15 protein-coding genes are annotated in these 20204 nt (G+C 72.2%); 10 read left to right on the top strand and 5 right to left on the bottom strand.

The features are described from left to right. Nucleotides 1-418 precede the first annotated feature (418 nt). On the bottom strand, nt 419-1447 hold the full coding sequence (locus ACWGR4_RS13020; RefSeq protein WP_452128332.1) for a mechanosensitive ion channel family protein: 1029 nt from the start codon (nt 1445-1447) through the stop codon (nt 419-421). Between the two features lie 135 nt (nt 1448-1582). Then, the gene (locus tag ACWGR4_RS13015; RefSeq protein ID WP_452128333.1) at nt 1583-3802 is read right to left on the bottom strand and encodes a prolyl oligopeptidase family serine peptidase; all 2220 of its coding nucleotides are present in this window, start codon (nt 3800-3802) and stop codon (nt 1583-1585) included. A 202-nt stretch (nt 3803-4004) separates the two neighbouring features. Here ACWGR4_RS13015 and ACWGR4_RS13010 point away from each other — a divergent pair, with 202 nt between their 5' ends. Next, nucleotides 4005-4547 (top strand): HNH endonuclease, encoded by a 543-nt coding sequence (locus tag ACWGR4_RS13010; protein WP_380002897.1) that lies wholly within the window; start codon nt 4005-4007, stop codon nt 4545-4547. A gap of 200 nt (nt 4548-4747) precedes the next feature. Next, complete coding sequence (malQ, locus tag ACWGR4_RS13005; protein ID WP_452128334.1) at nt 4748-6922, top strand: 4-alpha-glucanotransferase; 2175 nt, start codon at nt 4748-4750, stop codon at nt 6920-6922. A 91-nt stretch (nt 6923-7013) separates the two neighbouring features. Here the strand turns inward: malQ and ACWGR4_RS13000 are convergent, their stop codons facing one another. The 3 genes from ACWGR4_RS13000 to pepN (ACWGR4_RS12990) all read right to left on the bottom strand — a co-directional run bounded on the left by ACWGR4_RS13000 (nt 7014) and on the right by pepN (ACWGR4_RS12990) (nt 12684). After that, the gene (locus ACWGR4_RS13000) at nt 7014-7187 is read right to left on the bottom strand and encodes a hypothetical protein (protein WP_380002899.1); all 174 of its coding nucleotides are present in this window, start codon (nt 7185-7187) and stop codon (nt 7014-7016) included. A 317-nt stretch (nt 7188-7504) separates the two neighbouring features. Continuing rightward, complete coding sequence (gene pepN, locus ACWGR4_RS12995; protein ID WP_380002900.1) at nt 7505-10051, bottom strand: aminopeptidase N; 2547 nt, start codon at nt 10049-10051, stop codon at nt 7505-7507. A gap of 89 nt (nt 10052-10140) precedes the next feature. Continuing rightward, a complete protein-coding gene (pepN, locus tag ACWGR4_RS12990; RefSeq protein WP_380002901.1) occupies nt 10141-12684 on the bottom strand; it encodes an aminopeptidase N in 2544 nt (847 codons plus the stop codon). Between the two features lie 286 nt (nt 12685-12970). On the opposite strand from pepN (ACWGR4_RS12990), the gene ACWGR4_RS12985 reads away from it, so the two are divergent. The 8 genes from ACWGR4_RS12985 to ACWGR4_RS12950 all read left to right on the top strand — a co-directional run bounded on the left by ACWGR4_RS12985 (nt 12971) and on the right by ACWGR4_RS12950 (nt 20200). Further along, complete coding sequence (locus ACWGR4_RS12985; protein WP_380002902.1) at nt 12971-13600, top strand: mycothiol-dependent nitroreductase Rv2466c family protein; 630 nt, start codon at nt 12971-12973, stop codon at nt 13598-13600. A 126-nt stretch (nt 13601-13726) separates the two neighbouring features. Continuing rightward, nucleotides 13727-14413, top strand: a complete 687-nt coding sequence (locus ACWGR4_RS12980; RefSeq protein WP_452128335.1) for a hypothetical protein — start codon at nt 13727-13729, stop codon at nt 14411-14413. A 131-nt stretch (nt 14414-14544) separates the two neighbouring features. Continuing rightward, entirely contained in the window at nt 14545-15942 is a 1398-nt protein-coding gene (locus tag ACWGR4_RS12975; protein WP_380002906.1) for an aldehyde dehydrogenase family protein, read from the top strand. A 159-nt stretch (nt 15943-16101) separates the two neighbouring features. Continuing rightward, on the top strand, nt 16102-16698 hold the full coding sequence (locus ACWGR4_RS12970) for a biotin transporter BioY (protein ID WP_380029069.1): 597 nt from the start codon (nt 16102-16104) through the stop codon (nt 16696-16698). Nucleotides 16699-16817: 119 nt separating this feature from the next. Further along, entirely contained in the window at nt 16818-17564 is a 747-nt protein-coding gene (locus ACWGR4_RS12965) for a hypothetical protein (RefSeq protein WP_452128336.1), read from the top strand. Nucleotides 17565-17601: 37 nt separating this feature from the next. Beyond that, complete coding sequence (locus ACWGR4_RS12960) at nt 17602-18069, top strand: ribose-5-phosphate isomerase (protein ID WP_126642621.1); 468 nt, start codon at nt 17602-17604, stop codon at nt 18067-18069. Between the two features lie 138 nt (nt 18070-18207). Next, the gene (locus tag ACWGR4_RS12955; protein WP_395789545.1) at nt 18208-19035 is read left to right on the top strand and encodes a DNA-formamidopyrimidine glycosylase family protein; all 828 of its coding nucleotides are present in this window, start codon (nt 18208-18210) and stop codon (nt 19033-19035) included. 55 nt (nt 19036-19090) lie between these two features. Next, nucleotides 19091-20200, top strand: a complete 1110-nt coding sequence (locus tag ACWGR4_RS12950) for a PP2C family protein-serine/threonine phosphatase (protein ID WP_452128388.1) — start codon at nt 19091-19093, stop codon at nt 20198-20200. The last annotated feature ends 4 nt before the right edge of the window (nt 20201-20204 follow it).

Here is a 20204-nt window from a genome sequence, read left to right as displayed (position 1 = left end):
AACGGCCGGAGACGCGCCACGGGTAGCCCGAATGGTCCCGCGCCCACGCACCCCGCGAGCCGCAGACGCCCGGCCCGCCCCTGTCCCTGCCCCCGCCGGCGCGGCGGCAAGCTCTCCGGCGACACCCGGCACGAGAACGCCCGGCCCGACCCGAGGCAACCCAGACCAAGCGGCGTCGCCGGCATGGGGGCAGAGCCCGCCCAGGACACGGGTGGGGTCGGGCACGCGGCGCCGGGATCAGGGCGCCCCGGGGCTCTGCGGCGTCGCCGGCACGGGTGGCGGTCCCACCCACAACCTGGGTGGGACCCGGGCAGGCGGGGCCAGGATCGGAGGCGGCCCGGGGCCTGCGCCGGCGCCGGTACAGGCGACCGGGTTCACCCACGACACGGGTGGAGGACCCGGGCCGGCGGGGTCGGGGTCAGGGTGCCCCCGGGGCCTGCGGCGTGGGGGGTGTGGGCGGCGGGTTGACCGGGACCGGGGCCGGTTCGGCCTGGGGGGCCGGGGCGCCCGGGTCCTCGGTGGGGGGTGTGGCGCCGGCGATCGGTTCGCTGATGCGGATGCCCGCGTCGTCGAACGCGCGCTTGACCCGACCCCGCAACTCGCGCGCGACCGGCAGTTCCTGGCCCGGCATGGTCTTGATCTGCACCTGGAGCACCACCGCGTCGGCCGTCACCGCCTCCATCCCGACCACCGTCGCCGAGCCCCAGACCCGCTCGTTCCACGGCTCCACGTCGGCCAGCGCCTCGGCGGTGGAGGTGATCACCGCGCGGACCTTGTCCACGTCCTCGTGGTAGCCGACCTGCACGTCCACCTTGGCGGTGCCCCAACCCTGGCTCTTGTTGCCGATCCGCTTGATCTCGCCGTTGCGGATGTACCAGACGGTGCCGTCCACGTCGCGCAGCTTGGTGATCCGCAGGCCCACCTCCACCACCGTGCCGGTGGCCGGACCGGCGTCGACCAGGTCGCCCACGCCGTACTGGTCCTCCAGGATCATGAACATCCCGGACAGGAAGTCGGTCACCAGGTTGCGCGCACCGAAGCCGAGCGCGATGCCGGCGATGCCCGCGCTGGCGAGGAGCGGCGCGAGGTTGACCTTGAACTCGCCGAGCACCATCAGCCCGGCGATGCCCAGGATCACGAACGACGCGGTGCTGCGCAGCACCGAGCCCACCGTCTCGGCGCGCTGGCGGCGGCGCTCGGCGTTGAGCAGGAAGCCGGTGACCGGCCGCCCGCTGCTGTCCGTACCGCTGTTGGCCATCCGGCCGACCAGCTGGGTGATCAGCTTTCGGGTCACCGCCCGCAGGATCAGCGCGACCAGGATGATCACGAGGATCCGGATCGGCGTCACCACGAGGGACTCGCCGTGCCGATCGAACCACGACGACACCTTGCCGTTGCCTGCGGCGGCGTCGAGGGACAACTGGACTCCGGGGACGAGCGCGGACACGTACGAGACCTTTCGGACGACGAGCGGGGGACGATCTCCCCGCGACCGGGGACCCGCGTCCCACAGTAGTCACGAGGCCGAGGGCACTCGTGCGTTACCTCTCCTTCGCGCCTTTCGTCGTTGATCACCGTTATGTCACCGATCCCCACCTTCGTCGATCTTGTACCCGAGGCCGTGCCCGAGCCCGGACCCGGCCGGCACGGACCCGGCGGCCGACGCGGACCCGGGCCCGTCCGGGTCGAGGCCGGTGTGCGCGGCCAGGAAGGAGAGTGTGTCCGCGGTCAGTTCGACCGTGCGGGTGACCGAGCGGGCCGCGTGACCCACCTCGGCCTCGGCCCGCAGCAGCACCGGGCGCCCGCTCGTGGTCGCGTGTTGCAGGGCCGCGCACATCTTGCGCGCGTGCAGCGGATCCACCCGGCTGTCCCCGTCGAACACGGTGAACAGCACCGCCGGATACGCCACGCCCGGACGCACGTGGTGATAGGGCGAGTAGCCCAGCAGCCAGTGCAGTTCCTCCGCCACCTCGGCGGTGCCGTACTCGTCGGACCACAACCGTCCCAGGCCGAAGCGCTCGTAGCGGACCATGTCGAGCAGCGGCATCGAGCAGGCCACAGCCGCGTACAACTCGGGCCGCTGGGTGAGCGCGGCGCCGACGAGCAGGCCGCCGTTGGAGCCGCCGGACGCGGCGAGCCGGTCGGGCGTCGTCCACCCGCGGGCGACCAAGTGCTCCGCGGCGGCGTGGAAGTCGTCGAACACGTGTTGCTTGTGCCCCCGCATGCCCGCTCGATGCCACTGCTCGCCCTCCTCGCCGCCGCCGCGCAGGTTGGCGATCGCGTACACCCCGCCCGCCTCCACCCAGGCGAGCACACCCGCCGAGTAGGCGGGGCCGAGCGAGATGCCGAAGCCGCCGTACCCGTAGAGCACGGTGGGCCGGGGGCGGTCCGGTTCGGCGGTCGGCGCGATCACGAACATGCGCACGGTGGTGCCGTCGGCCGAGCGGTACGTCTCCTGGCGCACGTGTACGTCGGGCAGCGTCGCGGTACCGGGCGCGGTGGCCCAGGTGTCGATCGCCCCGGTACGCGCGTCGTAGCGCAACACCGCCGACGGGGCGGTGTAGTCCGACCAGCCGAACCACGCCTCGTGTCCGCCCTCGGGGTGTTCGGCGAGGCCGCCGATGGATCCGGGTGAGCCGCCGGGCATGCTCGGGCGGGCCGACAATTGCCCGTCCGCCAGGTCGTACGCGGCCAGTTCGCCCACCGCGTGCCGGGTCCGACCGACCAGCAGGGTCGGTCGGGGCGCCTGCGGTCCGTCCAGGATCGCGAAGCCCGTCAGCACCGCGTCCGGCTCCTCGGCGACCAGATCGCGCCAGCCCTCGGGCCCGGGCGCCGCCGGATCGGCCACGCACAGCCGGCCGCGCGGCGCGTCCAGGTCGGTGAGCACGTACAGCCGCCCGTCGCGACCCACCCGCACCCCGGTGAGCGCGTCCAGTCCCACGGTCACCGGCCGCAGTACCGGCCGCTCCGGCGGACCCGCGTGCAGATCGGCCAGCCACAGGTCGTTGCGCGGCGCGGTGCCCGAGGAGGAGGACACGCTCAGCCAGCGGCCGTCCCGGCTGACCCCGACGCCGAAGTAGGTGCCCGGATCGGTGCCCGCGCCGAACACCTCCACATCCTCGGCCGGTTCCGTGCCGATCCGGTGCAGGTACACCCGGCGGTGGTGCTGCTCCTCACCCTCGGGCACCGCCTCCGGCGGCAGTCGGCGTACCAGGTAACACGCCTCGCCGCCGGGGAGCCAGGCGATCGAGGTGTCCCGCATCCGGTCGATCGGGCCCTCGATCCGGGTGCCGTCGGCGACGTCGAGCACGTACAGGCGCGACTCCTCGTCCCCGCCCGTGGAGAGCAGATACGCCAGCCGGTCGCCCTCGTCGGAGGGCACCCATTGGTCGAGCGTGGTGGTGCCGCCCGGGTCGATCGCGATCGGATCCACCAGCTCCCGCTCGCTCCCGTCCGGCTCGACCACGAACAACACGCCGTGCTCGCGCCCCGGGTCGCGGCGGACCAGGAAGTGCCGCCCGCCGCGCCAACAGGGCAGCCCCATCGACCCGGTGGCGAGCAGTTCGTCCAGGCGCGCCCGCAGCCGATCGCGTCCGGCCAGATGGTCCACATGGGCGTGGAACCACTCGTCCTGCGCGGCCGACCAGGCGCGGGTGGCCGGCGCGTCCGGGTCCTCCAGGGCACGATAGGGATCCGGCACGGGGCGGCCGAACAGCACGTCGACCGTGTCGCCACGGGCGGCGGCGGGCGCGCGGGGGGTCTCGTGGGGGGCGTGTTCCGCGGGCTGCACAGAGCGCGTCATGGGCGCACCCTAGACGCCCGAGCCCGTCGCGCGTTCGGGCGATGCGGACGGTCACCGAGCCACCACGCGCGGCCACTCGTGCAGGTGAACGCTATGTGACCTTGTCGATTCCTGGTAGCGCGTGGGGTATCCCGCCATGGACACTGGAGGCCGATCGTCCCCGGCGCGAGCCACGCGCTGTCGGCGTCACAGGGAGGCATACGTGCCGCATTCGCTGGTCCTCAACGCGTCGTACGAGCCCCTGTGCGTGGTGCCCGTTCGCCGCGCACTGATCCTCGTGCTGAACGACAAGGCAATGTGCCTGGAAGAGACAGGCACCATCCTGCACAGCGCCACCACCGAGATTCCCGTACCCAGTGTCATCAGACTGACCCGTTTCGTCCGAATCCCCTTTCGGGGCCAGGTACCGCTCACCCGCCGCGCGCTGTTCGCCCGCGACGGAGGGCGTTGTGTCTATTGCGGAAGCGCCGCCACCAGCGTCGACCACGTCGTCCCCCGCAGCCGCGGCGGCCGGCACACGTGGGACAACGTGGTCTCGGCGTGTCGTCGCTGCAATCACGTCAAAAGCGATCGCTACATCGCCGAACTGGGCTGGCGAATGCCGCGCCCGCCGGCCCAACCCACCGGCCTGGCGTGGCGGATCCTCGGGACCGGGTTCCGCGATCCACGCTGGGAGCCCTACCTGGCGCCGTACGGTGCGCAGGAAGCGGGCTTCGACCATTTCGACCAGGTCGCGAGCGCCTAGACGGCGGCGGATTTCCTCAGGGGAGCCCGTCGCCGTTTGCGTTGGGGTGGGGCGCCGCGTTTCGCGGCGGTGCTGCGCTTCGACGGGTTCCCCGCCGCGTTTCGACGTGTCCGCGTGCCGCGGTCGGGTCCCGACACACCCGTTCGTGTCCGCGGCGAACACGCCGACAGCCGGGCCGTTCGGGTGCGATGCTCGCGGGCATGGAGGAACCACGCGTATCGCAGTTGTCTCCCGAATTGGTCCGGCTCGCCTCCGCGTTCGGGGTGGCCACGGAGTACGAGGGGTGGCGCGGCGAGGCCGTGCACGCCGCTCCCGCGACGGTGATAGCGGTGCTCGGCGCACTGGGGGTGGACGCGTCGACGCCCGAGGCGGCCCGGGCCGCGCTGGCGGCACAGGACGAGTCGCGCCGGACCCGGCTGCTGCCTCCGGTGCTGGTGCTGCGCGCGGGCCGCACGGCCGGCTTCACGGTCAACGTGCCGGCGGGACATCGGGTCGAGTTGTGGATCGAACTGGAGGACGGCGGGGTCCGGCGCGACGTCGGCCCCGGCCCGGGGCCCGGCCCGCTGGGTGACCCGGTCGGGGCCCACCGCGTCCCCGCCGACCTGCCGCTGGGCTGGCACACCCTGCACGCGCGCTGCTCGCCCGAGCCGGAGGAGTCGTTGGGCTCGGGCGGCGTGCCGAGCGCGACCGGCGAGGGGGTGTACGCGTCGTGCGCGATCGCGATCACCCCGACCGTGCTGCCCGTGCCGGCGGAGCGGGCGTGGGGCTACATGGTCCAGCTCTACTCACTGCCCTCGCGCCGCTCGTGGGGCATCGGCGACCTCGCCGATCTGGCCGATCTGGCCACGTGGTCGGCGCGGGCGCAGGGGGCCGGGTTCGTACTGGTCAATCCGCTGCACGCGGCCTCGCCGGTGCCGCCGGTGGAGGCCTCGCCGTATCTGCCGGTGAGCCGTCGTTTTCCGGATCCGATGTACGTGCGGGTCGAGGCGGTGCCCGAGTTCGCCTATCTGAGCCCCGTCGAGCGGGCGGTCGCCGAGGAGTTGCGGGCCTCGGCGGGCGACGGGTCGGACGGCGCGGATCGGCTGGACCGGGACGCGGTCCGCACGGCCAAGCGGGCCGCGCTCGCGCTGGTGCACAAGGTGCCGCGGAGCCTGGGGCGCGACGCCGACTACCGGGCGTTCATCGCGCGTGAGGGCCAGTGGTTGACCGACTTCGCCACCTGGTGTGCGCTGGTCGAGGAGTACGGCCCGACCTGGCGCGACTGGCCCGAGGAACTGCACGACCCGGACTCGGCCGAGGTCGCCGCAGCGCGCGAACGGCTGGCCGGCACGGTCGACTTCCACCGCTGGACCCAGTGGGTGCTGGCCGATCAGCTGCGCGCCGCGCAGGAGGCCGCGACCCGGGCGGGCATGCCGGTGGGCGTGGTGCACGACCTCGCGGTGGGCGTGCACCCCGACGGGGCGGACGCGTGGGTGCTCGGCGCGGCCCGGGGCGGTGGGGTGCTGGCGCTCGGGGCGACGGGCGGGGCGCCGCCGGACGCGATGAACCAGATCGGGCAGGACTGGAACCAGCCGCCGTGGCATCCGCAGCGGTTGGCCGAGGCGGGCTATGCGCCGTACCGGGAACTGCTGCGCGCGGTCTTTCGGCACGCGGGCGCGGTGCGGGTGGACCATGTGCTCGGGCTGTTCCGGTTCTGGTGGGTGCCGAAGGGCAACAGCCCCGCCGAGGGCGCCTATGTGCGCTACGACCACGAGGCGATGGTCGGCATCCTGGCCCTGGAGGCGCATCGGGCGGGCGCGGTGGTGATCGGCGAGGACCTGGGCACGGTGGAGCCGTGGGTGCGCACGTATCTCGCCGAGCGCGGGATCCTGGGCACCTCGGTGTTGTGGTTCGAGCGCGACGACAAGGGCCGGCCGCTGTCGCCCGAGCAGTGGCGGGCGAGTTCGCTGGCGACGGTGACCACGCACGATCTGCCGCCCACCGCGGCCCGGCTCGCGGGGGAGCACATCGACCTGTGGGAGCGGCTGCACCTGCTGGTGCGGGACGTGGAGGTGGAGCGGGCCGAGGACCTGGCCGACCGTGAGCAGTGGCTCGAACTGTTGCGCCGGCGCGGGTATCTGCGGCCGGGCGCGGGCGAGCGGGAGACGGTCGAGGCGCTGCATCGGTTGCTCGCGGCCACGCCGTGCCGGCTGCTGGGGGTGTGGCTGCCGGACGGGGTGGGCGATCGGCGGCCGCAGAACCTGCCGGGCACCTCGAACGAGTATCCGAACTGGCTGCTGCCGGTCGCCGACGGCGAGGGGCGGCGGGTCTGCCTGGAGGACCTGCCGGTGGATCCGCGGGCGGTGTCGCTGGCGCGGGCGTTGCGGGGACGCTAGGCCCTGTTCGGGCGGGCGGGGGATGGGCCGCCGCCGTACGTGCGGAAGCCGCCGAGTGGGCGTTGGCCCGGTCGGCGGCTTCGGCGGAGGGTCAGCGCTTCTTTTTGATGATGTCCGGAAGCATCACGAGGCCCGCGATGACCACGAACGCCAGGATCGGGATGCCGACGAAGACGGCCAGCGTCGTGCCGAGGCCCATGCTTGCGCCCGGCTCGTCGCCGTCGTCGCGGATGTTCGCGAAGGCGGGCGCCGAGATCAGCGACATGAGCGTGACTACGGCCGACACGGCCCCGGCGCGAAGTGCGTTCCTGTTCACCACGGGGGTTACGGTACCGGGTCGGTGCGGTGGGGTGCGCACCGGGTTGACCCTTTCGGGGTGGGCCGACCTCCGGTCCGGTGGCCTCAAGCGCCGGCCGGGCTGCTTGGCCTCAAGCGCCGGCCGGGCTGGGTGGCCTCAAGCGCCGGCCGGGCTGTTTGTGACTGGCGGGCTGGGTTTCGGCTCGGCCGGCGTTTGAGGATGGCGGGTTGCAGGTTGGTGGGGTGTGGGGCGGGCCGGTGGGTTGCCGGGATGCGTGCTTTTTGTTACTGGGTGTCTCGGGCTTGGGCTCGGAGGCTTCGGGCTACGCCGTCTCGGCTTTCGAGGACCAGGCGGCGGAGGCCGGCCGGGTGGTCCCCGGAGGCGAGCCAGGCGTCTGTGCGGTTGAGGGTGTCCTCCGTGACCTGGAGGGTCGGGTAGAGGCCGACGACGATTTGTTGGGCGATTTCGTTGGTGCGGGTGGCCCAGACGTTGGCGATCGCGTCGAAGTAGCGTTCCGTGTAGCCCGCGAGCAGGTCTCGTTGGGCGGGTTGGACGAAGCCGCCGATCACCGCCGCCTGCGTGGCGTTCGGGAGGGTGTCGGATTCGACCACCGCCGCCCATGCCGCGTCCTTGGCCTCGGTGGTCGGGCGGGCCGCGCGCGCCGCTTCCGCGTAGCGCCGGCCGGCCGCGGTGGAGTCGCGCTCCAGTTCGGCCAGTACGTCGGCCTCGCTCGCCCCGCCGGTCGCCGACAGCCGCAGCAGCAGCGTCCAGCGCAGGTCCGGGTCGATCGCCAGGCCCTCGATCGTCTCGGTGCCGTCGAGCAGGCCGCGCAGGATCGCCAGGTGGTCCGGTCGTGCGGCCACCGTCGCCAGGCAGCGGGTCCAGGCCAGCTGGTGGTCGCTGCCCGGCTCGGCCGCCCGCAGGAACCGCTCGGCCGCGACCGCGAGTTCGGCCAGCGAGCGCTCGCGGTGGGCCGGGTCGACGTACAGCTCCAACGCGCTGGTGACCTGACGCTGAAGCGACTGGACGATGTTGATGTCCCGCTCGCCGCCCGCGCCGGCCAGGACCAGCTTGAGGTAGTCGCTCGCCGCCATCTCCGCGTCGCGCGTCATGTCCCACGCCGCGGCCCAGCACAACGCGCGCGGCAGCGGCTCGACGAACTCGCCGATCGCCTCGGTGACGCAGGCCAGCGACTGCTCGTCGAGCCGGATCTTGGTGTAGGTCAGGTCGTCGTCGTTGAGCAGCACCACGTCCGGCCGGGCGCGCCCGACCAGTTCCGCGACCTCGGTGCGCGCGCCGGCGATGTCCAACTCCAGCCGGTGGGTGCGCACCAGGCCCGCGTCGGTGCGGTCGTAGAAGCCGATCGCGATGCGGTGCGAGCGCAGCGTCGGCCACGCCTCCGGGGCCTCCTGGAGCACCGCGAAGGAGGTGATCACGCCGTCCTGGTCGAGCGAGATCTCGGGCCGCAGCGTGTTCACGCCCGCGGTCTCCAGCCACTCGCGCGACCACGCCTTCAGGTCCCGGCCGGAGGTCTCCTCCAGCGCGCCGAGCAGGTCGGCCAGCCGGCTGTTGCCCCACGCGTGCTTCCTGAAGTAGGCCCGCACACCGGCGAAGAAGTTCTCGCTGCCGACGTAGGCGACCAACTGCTTGAGCACCGAGGCGCCCTTGGCGTAGGTGATGCCGTCGAAGTTGACCTCGACGTCCTCCAGGTCCCGGATGTCGGCGAAGATCGGGTGGGTGGACGGCAGTTGGTCCTGCCGGTAGGCCCACGTCTTCATCTTGTTGCCGAACGTGGCCCACGCGTGCGACCAGCGCGTCACCTCGGCCTGGCAGCGCACCGACGCGTAGGTGGCGAACGACTCGTTCAGCCACAGGTCGTCCCACCACTGCATGGTGACCAGGTCGCCGAACCACATGTGCGCCAGCTCGTGCAGGATGGTCTCGGCCCGCGTCTCGTAGGACGCGTCGGTGACCTTGGAGCGGAAGACGTAGTCCTCCAGGATCGTCACGCAGCCCGCGTTCTCCATCGCGCCCGCGTTGTACTCCGGCACGAAGAGCTGGTCGTACTTCCCGAACGGGTACGGGAAGTCGAACTGGCCCAGGAAGTAGTCGAAGCCCTGCTTGGTGACGTCGAAGATGGCGTCCGCGTCCAGGTGCGGCGCGAGCGAGGAGCGGCAGTACACGCCGAGCGGCACCACGGTGCCGTCGGCGGCGGTGTAGCTGTCGTGGACCGCGTGGTAGTGGCCCGCGACCAGCGCGGTGATGTACGTGGAGATCCGCGGGGTCGGCTCGAACGCCCACACCGAGGCACCGTCGCTGCCCGCCGTCGGCTCGGGGGTGGGCGAGCAGGAGACCACCCGCCACTCGCTCGGCGCGGTGATGGTGAACGCGAACGTGGCCTTGAGGTCGGGCTGTTCGAAGTTGGCGAACACCCGGCGGGCGTCGGCCACCTCGAACTGGGTGTAGAGGTAGGTCTTGCCGTCGACCGGGTCGACGAAGCGGTGCAGGCCCTCGCCGGTGTTCATGTAGGCGCAGGACGCCACCACACGCAGCTCGTTGCTCTCGGCCAGGTCGGCGAGCGCGATCCGGCTGTCCGCGAACACCGCGTCGACGTCGAGCGCCTTGCCGTTGAGGGTGATCTCGTGCACCTCGGGGGCGATCAGATCGACGAAGGTCGCCGCGCCGGGCTCGGTACACCCGAACCGCACCACGGTCGTGGACGGGAACGTCGCCCCCGTGCCGGTCAGGTCGAGGGTGACGTCGTACGAGTCGACGGTGAGGATCCGGGCCCGCTCGCGGGCCTCGTCACGCGTCAGGTTGGTACCGGGCACGCTGCGCTCCTTGTGGGATGGGCGCCGCCGGGATGGGCGGCCGACGGATCGGACCCCGCCGCGGTCGGCGGCGGGGTCCGGGAGGGACTTCAGTTGCGCCGGTCGCGCCCGCGCGCTCGAAGGGCGCGGGCCACGTCGTCGCGGCATTCCAGGACCAGGCGGCGCAGGGCCGGCACCGGTTCGGCGGCGGCCAGCCAGTCGTCGGTGCGGCGCAACGTGTCGGGGTCGATCCGGCCCGATGGGTACAGGCCGACCACGATGCGCCGCGCGATCTCGATCGAGCGGTCCCGCCAGACCGGCGCCAGGGCGGCGAAGTAGCGGTCGACGTACGGCTCGGTCAGCTCCTCCTGGCCGGCGGTGGCGAAGCCGGCGATCACCGCGCCGAGTGTGGCGTTGGGCAACTCGTCGGTCTCCACCGCCAGGTGCCACGCCTCGGCCTTGGCCTCGGCGGTGGGGCGTGCGGCGCGGCACTCGATCGCGTGCCGCCGGCCCGCGGCGGTGCCGTCGCGCTCGAGCTCGGCGGCGATCTCGGGCTCGTCGGCGGCGCCGCCCGCGCACAGCGCGCGCAACATCGCCCAGCGCAGCTCGGTGTCCATGGCCAGCCCGGGGATCTCCTGTGCGCCGGACAACAGCTCGCGCAGGAAGGCGAGTTCGTCGGGCGTCGCGGAGGCCGCGGCCAGGCAGCGGGCCCAGGCCAGCTGGTGGTCGCCGCCGGCCGGCGCGGCCCGCAGCTCGTCGGCGGCGCCGCTCGCGAGCCGGTGCAGCGCCTCGGCCCGAAGCGCCGGGTCGGTGTAGTGGTCCAGGCCGGTCTTGACCTGGGTGTGCAGCTTCTGCACCACGCCCACGTCGCTCTCCCGACCCGCGTGCCGCAGCACCAGGTCCAGGTAGTCGCGGGCGGACAGCTCGCCGTCGCGGGTCATGTCCCACGCCGCGCCCCAGCACAGGGCCCGGGCCAGCGAGGACTCGATCGTGCCGAGCGAGTCGAGCAGCGCCCGCCACGACTCGGCGTCGAAGCGCACCTTTGCGTAGGTGAGGTCGTCGTCGTTGAGCAGGATCAGCGGGGTACGGACGCGGCCGACCAGTGCCGGTACCTCGGTGCGCTCGCCGACCACGTCCACCTCGACCCGGGCGACGCGCTCGGCGCCGTCGTACAGGCCGATCGCGATCCGGTGCGGGCGCAGCGTCGGGAAGCCCGGCGCGGCCTCCTGGAGCACGGCGAATGAGGTGATCACCCCGGCGGCGTCGGTCTCGATCGCCGGCCGCAGCGTATTGACGCCGGAGGTCTCCAGCCAGTCCGCCGACCACGACTTCAGGTCCCGGCCGGAGGTCTCCTCCAGGGCGGTGAGGAAGTCGGCGAGGGTGGTGTTGCCCCAGGCGTGGGTGCGGAAGTAGGACCGGGCGCCTGCGAAGAACTCGTCCTCGCCGACGTAGGCGACCAGCTGCTTGAGCACCGAGGCGCCCTTGGCGTAGGTGATCCCGTCGAAGTTGAGCTTGGCGTCCTCCAGGTCGTTGATCACCGCCACGATCGGGTGGGTGGTGGGCAACTGGTCCTGGCGATATGCCCAGTCCTTGCGGCGGGCGGCGAAGCTGGTCCAGGCGTCGGTCCAGCGGGTCGCCGCGCCCTGCGAGTAGGAGCCCATGAAGTCCGCGAAGGACTCCTTCAGCCACAGGTCGTCCCACCAGCGCGGGGTGACCAGGTCGCCGAACCACATGTGCGCCATCTCGTGCAGGAGCACGTTGGCACGGCCCTCGTACGCGGAGTCGGTGACCTTGGAGCGGAAGACGTATTCCTCGGTGAAGGTGACCGCGCCCGGGTTCTCCATCGCGCCGAGGTTGTACTCGGGTACGAAGAGCTGGTCGTACTTCCCGAACGGGTAGGGGAAGTCGAACCGGTCGTGGAACAGGTCCAGGCCCTGCTTGGTGACCGCGAAGATCTCCTCGTGGTCGAACGACTCGGCCAGCGACGCGCGGCAGAAGCCGCCGAGCGGGACGACCAGGCCGGCGTCGCTCGTGTAGGTGTCGAAGACCGCGTGGTATGGACCGGCGACTATCGCCGTCAGGTAGGTGGAGATCCGCGGCGTCGGGGCGAAGTCCCAGCGGGCCACCCCCTCGCGGACCGGCTCCGGCTCCGGGGTGGTCGAGTTCGACACCACCCGCCAGTCGGCCGGCGCGGTGATCGAGAACCGGAACGAGGCCTTGAGGTCGGGCTGCTCGAAGTTGGCGAACACCCGGCGCGAGTCGGCCGGTTCGTACTGGGTGTAGAGGTAGACCCGGTCGTCGACCGGGTCGACGAAGCGGTGCAGACCCTCGCCGGTGCGGCTGTAGGCGCAGGAGGCGAGTACGCGCAGTTCGTTGGCGCCCTCGACGAGGTCGGTCAGCAGCACGCGGGTGCCGTCGAAGACCTCGGCGGGATCGAGTACCCGGCCGTTGAGCACGACCTCGTGTACTTCCGGGGCGAGCAGGTCCACGAACGTGGCCGCACCCGCCTCTCGGCATCCGAAACGGAGCACCGTCTCGGAGTGGAACGTCTCCGTGCTGTCGGTGCTGACGTCGAGCCTGACGTCGTAGTCCTCGACGCTCAGGATCCGGGCCCGCTCGCGGGCCTCCTCGCGGGTCAGGTTCCTGCCGGGCACTGGATCACTCCCTGGTTGGCTGCGGTCCCGGCGATCCTTTCACGGCGCGGGGGCGCCTGTCGGCCCGGTTGTTCGGGAATGGCGGACCGCGGTCGCCCGTTGCACAGTCGACGCCGGCGGCGCGGACGCCGGTATGCCCGAACCGCGCTTCGTCGTCGGCCGGGCGTACGGCATCGCGAGCCAGGCGGCACCAGGCGGCACCAGGCGGCACAGGCGGTATCAGGCAGGACTTCGCACGACCAGAGACTTTGCTCGACCAGAGATCAGGACCGAGAGGAACACCGCAGTGACCACCAAGGACAACGGCTCCGCCCGCGACGTCGCGCACTTCTGGTTCGACCCGCTGTGTCCGTGGGCGTGGATGACCTCGCGCTGGATGCTCGAGGTGGAGAAGATCCGCCCCGTGGACGTGCAGTGGCACGTGATGAGCCTGTCGGTGCTCAACAGCGGTCGGGAGGACATACCCGAGGCGTACAAGGAGATGCTGGAGCGCGGCTGGGGCCCGGTGCGGGTGTGCATCGCCGCCGAGCAGCGGTTCGGCAACGAGGTGCTGCTGCCGCTGTACACGGCGCTGGGCACCCGTCGGCACCCGGGCGGCGAGGAGTTCTCGCGCGAGATGATCGAGGCGGCGCTGACCGAGGCCGGGCTGCCCACCGATCTCGCCGACGCGGCCGACTCGACCGAGTACGACGAGGCGCTGATCAAGTCGCACCACGACGGCATGGACCGGGTGGGCATGGACGTCGGCACCCCGGTGATCAGCGTCAACGGCGTGTCCTTCTTCGGCCCGGTGGTGACCCCGGCGCCCAAGGGCGAGGACGCGGGCCGGCTGTGGGACGGTGTGGTGCTGGTCGCGGGCACCCCCGGCTTCTTCGAGATCAAGCGCACCCGGGACCAGGGGCCGATCTTCGACTGACGATCGGACCGGGCCGGGATCGGCGGTTCGTACCGGCCGCCGGCGGTTTCGACTGACCGGATGAAACCCGTCGATTCCGGCTCGCCATCGACAACAAAGTAAAACAAAGCTAACTAATCTGGATAAATGACGGCTCCGGAACGCCAGAGCAGTGTGATCCACACCTCCCGAACCGGGCGGCCGGATCCGCGCACACCCAACGGCAACGCCCCCTACGCGTCGCGCATGCCCCGGTGGCGCGACCGCGCGCTGGCCGTGGGGCTGCGTGCGCTGGTCCCGCTGTGGCGGTTGGTGGGGCTGCGGACCGGCGCCGCCTCGTTGCGGCACTACCTGGTCGGCCGCGGCGCGCCGTTCGTGATCGACCCGGCCCAGCCGCTGCGGGCCAAGCCGTTTCGCCGCGCGGCGCTCACCCACTTCGAGGAGTGGTGGGCGCTCGCGGCGATCCGCTGGCATGACAGCGAGGGCACGGAGAGCGTCTTCGAGACCACCACGCACTGGCACGGGGTGCTCATCCGCCGCGCGGACGACACCGACTGGTGGCTGGCGATGCGCGGTCTGCAGTATCGGATCACCGGGCGGATCGAGGTGTTGCCCGGGACGACCGCGCTCCCCGGCTCGTCGGTGTTGCCCGACGTGCGGCTGGTGTACCGGGTCGAGGTGTACAAGGACTGGGGTTTCGACAAGGACAAGGACGAGTACGGGATGTCGTTCACCCCGCTCGCCCGCCTGCACGAGGTGGGCCTGGCCCGGGAGTTCCCGGTCACCGGACACAGCGGGGAACTGGTGTGGACCTCGAACGGCCCGACGGGCTGACCGGCGTTGCCGGTGGCGCGGGCCCGCTCGGGCCGGTCGCGGGGGCGCTCGGGTCGGCGCTGGGGATCGTATCCGTGTCGCCGTACGCTCGGGGGAGGTCACCAGCGGCGAACGGCGAGGAGTCCGGCGGCATGAGCAAGGCTTACGACACGATCTACATCGACGGCGCATGGACGACGCCCTCGTCCACCGAAACCATCGACGTCGTCGACCCCAACACCGAACAGGTCGTGGCGACGGTGCCGCAGTGCACACCCGCCGACGTGGACCTGGCCGTGGCCGCGGCCCGGCGCGCCTTCCCCGGCTGGGCCGCCACCGCCCCGGCCGAGCGGGCCGCGCTGCTGACCAAGGCCCGGGACCTGCTCGCGGAGCGCACGGACGCAATGGCCGAGGTGATCACCGCGGACATGGGCGCGCCGGCGTGGCTGGCCTCGCGGGTGCAGGTCGGCCTGCCGCTGACGGTGCTCGCGAGCTACATTGCGCTCGCCGAGGAGTTCCCCTGGGAGGAGCAGGCCGGGACCTCGCTGGTGGTGCGCGAACCGGTCGGCGTGGTCGGCGCGATCACCCCGTGGAACTACCCGCTGCACCAGATCACCAACAAGCTCGCCCCGGCGCTGATCGCGGGCTGCACCGTGGTGGTCAAGGCCAGCGAGGTGGCGCCGCAGGCCGCGCACCTGTTCTTCGAGATCCTGCACGACGCGGGCTTCCCGCCGGGTGTGGTGAACCTGGTCTCCGGCACCGGTCCGGTGGTGGGCGAGGCGATCGCGTCCCACCCGGACGTGGACATGGTCTCGTTCACCGGCTCGACCCGGGCCGGCACCCGGGTGTCGGAGCTGGCGTCGGCGACGGTCAAGCGGGTCGCGCTCGAACTCGGCGGCAAGTCCGCCAACGTGATCCTGCCGGGCGCGGACCTGGACAAGGCGGTCCGGGCGGGCGTCGACGGCGCGTACCGCAACAGCGGTCAGACGTGCAGCGCGCTGACCCGGATGCTGGTGCACCGCGACGACCTGCCGCGCGCGGTCGAGCTGGCCACCGCCGCCGCCGAGGCGTCGGCACAGCGGCTCGGGCCGCTGGTCAACGCGACCCAGTTCGAGCGGGTGCGCGGCTACATCGCCAAGGGGCTTGCCGAGGGGGCGACGCTGGCCACGGGCGGCGCGGAGCTGCCCGAGGGGGTCGAGGTCGGCTACCACGTGCGGCCCACCGTGTTCACCGACGTGACCCCCGAGATGACCATCGCGCGCGAGGAGATCTTCGGGCCGGTGTTGTCGATCATGGCCTACGACACCGAGGAGGAGGCCGAGCGGATCGCCAACGACACCCCGTACGGCCTGTCCGGCGCGGTGTGGGCGCCGACCCGGGAGGCGGCGGTGGCGTTCGCGCGCCGGTTGCGTACCGGGCAGGTGGAGATCAACGGTGGCGCGTTCAACCCGATCGCGCCGTTCGGCGGGTACAAGCAGTCGGGCAACGGGCGCGAACTGGGGCGCCACGGCCTGGAGGAGTACCTGGAGGTCAAGGCGCTGCAGTTCTAGTTCTGAGGCGCCGTCGCTCCGAGGCGTTGCGGTAGCGGTGGGTTGTCGGTGGTGTTCGACAAAGTGCGGATCCGTACGTTGTCGGGCACCACTGTGACCGCTCGATGTCCGATTGGTTAAGTTCACAGGGTCCCGCAACACAAGAGTGTGGAGTCCGCTGTGAGCACTGCCCTTCTCGATGCGCGCCGCCCCGTTCTGGCCGACCTCGTCCCGGCCCGCGTCTTTCGCGGCGCGGCCGTTCGTGACGCCGCGCTGATCGTCGGCGCGTCCGCGTTCGTCGGCCTCGCCGCCCAGATCTCCGTCCCGGTGCCCGGCTCGCCGGTGCCGGTGACCGGCCAGACCTTCGCCGTCCTGCTCGCCGGCAGCGCGCTCGGCGCCTGGCGCGGGCTCGCCGCGATGGTGCTCTACCTGGGCCTGGGCGCGGCCGGGATGCCCTGGTTCGCGGAGGGCACCTCCGGGACCGGATTCCCGACCCTGGGCTACGTGTTCGGCATGGTGCTCGCGGCGGCCGCGGCCGGCTTCCTGGCTCAGCGCGGCACCGACCGCAGCCCGCTGCGCACCGCGGGCACGATGCTCCTCGGCAACGCGGTGATCTACGCGGCGGGCCTCACCTACCTCGCGCACGACCTGGGCATCTCGATGTCGCAGGCGTACGAGATCGGCATGCGCAACTACCTCTTCGGCGACGCGGTCAAGATCGCGCTGGCGATGGCGCTGCTGCCCAGCGCCTGGAAGCTGGTCGGCCGGCGCGGCTGACGCCTCGTCACGCCTGCGGGATGCGAAATCCCGATCACCCGTGCCCCGTCCCCCCGTTCGTGGGAGGCGGGGTACGGATTTTTCGGCGAAGGTCGTGCGAAGGCGCCTAACCTCGTCTCATGAGAGCCGGGGCAACCAAACGCATCACCGTCAGCGGGACGATCGTGGCCTTCCTCCTCGTGGCCGGCCTGGGCAACCAGTGGGTCTTCAAGGAGGTGTGGACGCAGGGCCATGACGAGAACAAGTGGTACCTCACGCTGCTGCGCATCATCGGCTATCCGGTGTGGATCGTGGATCGCAACGACCTGGGCGACGAGTTCCACGAGGTGTTCACCACACGCTACGTCACCGCCGGATTCGTCGGCTTCGCGCTGTTGCTTCTGGTGGTCGCCGCCCTGCTCGCGCTCGGCGCGCGCGGTCTGGGCGAACGGTCCGGTGGGTTCACCGCATTCGTCGTCGGCTGGTTCTCGCTGGTGATCGGCGGTGCGGTGTACGGGCTGACCGTGGTGGCCATCGCCTACGACGACGACCCGCTCATCCGCAGGGGACCCGGTTTCGACCGGACCATGGCACACGCACAGTCCGGGGCCTACTTCGGCGTCCTCGTCGGCTGGCTGGTCGGCCTGGCGGCGGTGGCCGCCTACCGGTCGGCGACGACCTACGGGCCGCCCGCCTCGCCCCTGTCGCCGGGCGGATACGGCCCGCCCTTCGGCTATGGCCCGCCGTCCGCCTCCGCCGGCCCCGGCTACGGCGCGCCGTCCCCCTACGACGCGCCGACCACCATCCGTCCGGCCGGGCCGCCGCCCACCGCGCCGCCGCGGCCGACCGGTGCGCCGGACACGCCACCCGGTGGATACCGGCCCTGAGGGGACGTTCGGGACCGGGCCTGAGAGACTGCGCCCCATGCGCGTTTACCTCGGCTCCGACCATGCCGGCTACGACCTCAAGCAGCACCTCATCGCGTGGCTCGACGCCAACGGCCACGAGGCCGTCGACTGCGGCCCGGCCGTCCAGGCCGACTCCTACGACTACCCCGTGTACTGTCTGCGCGCCGGCGAGCGCGTCGCGGCCGACCCCGGCAGCCTGGGCGTGGTCCTCGGCGGCTCCGGCAACGGCGAGGCGATCGCGGCGAACAAGGTCAAGGGGGTGCGCTGCGCCCTGGTGTGGAGCGAGGAGACCGCGTCGCTGGCCCGCGAGCACAACAACGCGAACGTGATCTCGATGGGCGCGCGCATGCACACCCTCGACGACGCGACCAAGTTCCTCGAGGTCTTCGTGAACACCCCGTACAGCGAGGCCGAGCGGCACACCCGGCGGATCTCCATGCTGACCAAGTACGAGAACACCGGCGAGCTGCCGGCCCTGCCGTAGCCCGCGCCCCGTACCCCGCATCTCCCACCGCCCCCGATCGGTCCGTCCGGTCGGGGGCGGTGGCGTGTCGGTGCGGGTCGGTAGCGTGGAGGGTGACACACCGCCCGTGTCCCCACCCGTCGCAGCGCTGGAGGCCGCGTGCCCGAGGGCCACACCATTCACCGTCTCGCCGCCGAGCACCGGGAGCGCTTCGCCGACGTACCGCTGCGGCTGAGCAGTCCGCAGGGGCGCTTCGCGGAGAGCGCCGCGCTGCTCGACGGGGAGCGTCTGGTGGATACCGACGCACACGGGAAACACCTGTTCCTGGAGTTCCCCGGCGAGCGCTTCGTACATGTGCACCTGGGCCTTTACGGACAGTTCTCCTTCGGCGAGGGCGAGAAGCTGCCGGAGCCGGTCGGCCAGGTCCGGCTGCGGATGGCCGCGAAGGTGCCCGGCGGGGCGAGCTGGGCCGATCTGCGCGGACCGACCGCGTGCCGGCTCCTGGAGCGGGCCGAGAAGGACGCGGTGCACGCCCGGCTCGGTCCCGATCCGCTGCGCGAGGACGCCGACCCGGCCGCGGCCTGGCGGCGCATCGAGCGCAGCGCGAAGCCGATCGGTGCGCTGCTGATGGAGCAGGACGTGCTCGCGGGTGTGGGCAACGTCTACCGCGCCGAGGTGCTGTTCCGCTTCGGGGTGGACCCCAAGCTGCCGGGCAAACGGCTGGCGCGGGCCACCTGGGACGCGATGTGGGCCGATCTGGTGCTGCTGATGCACGAGGGTGTGCGGCTGGGTCGGATCGACACGGTGCGGCCCGAGCACACGCCCGAGGCGATGGGTCGCGAGCCGCGCAAGGACGACCACGGCGGCGAGGTGTACGTCTACCGGCGCACCGACGCGCCCTGCCTGATCTGTGAAACCCCGGTGCGGACCGCCGAGTTGGTCGGACGGAATCTGTTCTGGTGTCCCACCTGCCAACCGTCGGCGTAACCTCCGGTTGGTTCCCGTTCGGTAGTGTCGCGGGGTGGCCGCGCCGACGAGCAGGATGAACCGGGCAAGCCGGACGGGCAGGCGGGCGGCGCTGGCTCGCCGGGGCCGCCGGTTCGTGGCCTGGCTGCGGCATCGGGTGTTCCCCTCCGACCGCTTCGCGCTGGCCGGTCTGCTGGTCGCGGTCACCGCGTGCGGGCTGCTCTCCGATCTGAACGGCGACTGGTTCCCGGCGACCGCACCGGTGCTGCCGATCCTGGTCGGCGGCCTGGTGCTGCGCATGCCCAGCCTGCTGCTGCTCTACGCGGCGACCGCCGGGGTGCTGGTCGCGGAGGACCGGGTGCACGACCCCGACGAGGTCACCGCCGGCTCCGTCCTGGTGGTCGCGGCGGTCGCCGGCATCGTGTTGCTGATGGCCCGGATGCGGACCCGGTTGGGCGTGCAGTGGACGCGCGGCGAGTCGATGTTGTTCGACCTGCGCGACCGGTTGCGGGCACAGGGCGAGATGCCGGTGTTGCCGCCGCAGTGGCACACCGAGGTGGTGTTGCGACCGGCCGGCGGGCAGTCGTTCTCCGGCGACTTCCTGGTCGCCGCCCGCAGTTCGACCGGTGGGCGGGTGCTCGAAGTGGTGCTCGTCGACGTCTCCGGCAAGGGGCTGGCGGCGGGGACGCGGGCGCTGATGCTCTCCGGTGCGTTCGGCGGGCTGCTCGGGTCGCTGCCGCCGCACAAATTCCTGCCGGCCGCCAACGACTACCTGCTCCGCCAGGAATGGGCCGAGGGCTTCGCGACGGCGGTGCACGTGGTGCTCGACCTGGAGTCGGGCGAGTACGAGTTGTTGTCGGCGGGCCACCCGCCGGGCGTGCACTGGATCGCCGGGACCGGGCGGTGGCGGGTGGTCGAGGCGGTCGGCCCGCTCCTGGGCGTGCTCGACGACGCCGCGTTCGAGGGGGCGCGCGGCCGACTGGACCACGGTGACGCGCTGCTGTTGTTCACCGACGGCATGGTGGAACTGCCCGGCGAGGACATCGCCACCGGCATCGACCGGTTCCTGGGCGAGGCGGAGCGGCTGGTCCGGGACGACTTCCACGACGCGGCGCGGCGGATCGTGGCGGCGGCCGGGCGCAACGTGGGCGACGACCGCGCGGTGGTGCTGCTGCGCCGACGCTGAGCCC

It is taken from the genome of Embleya sp. NPDC055664 (genome assembly GCF_053618075.1).
This window is presented reverse-complemented; position numbering and strand designations above follow the sequence as displayed.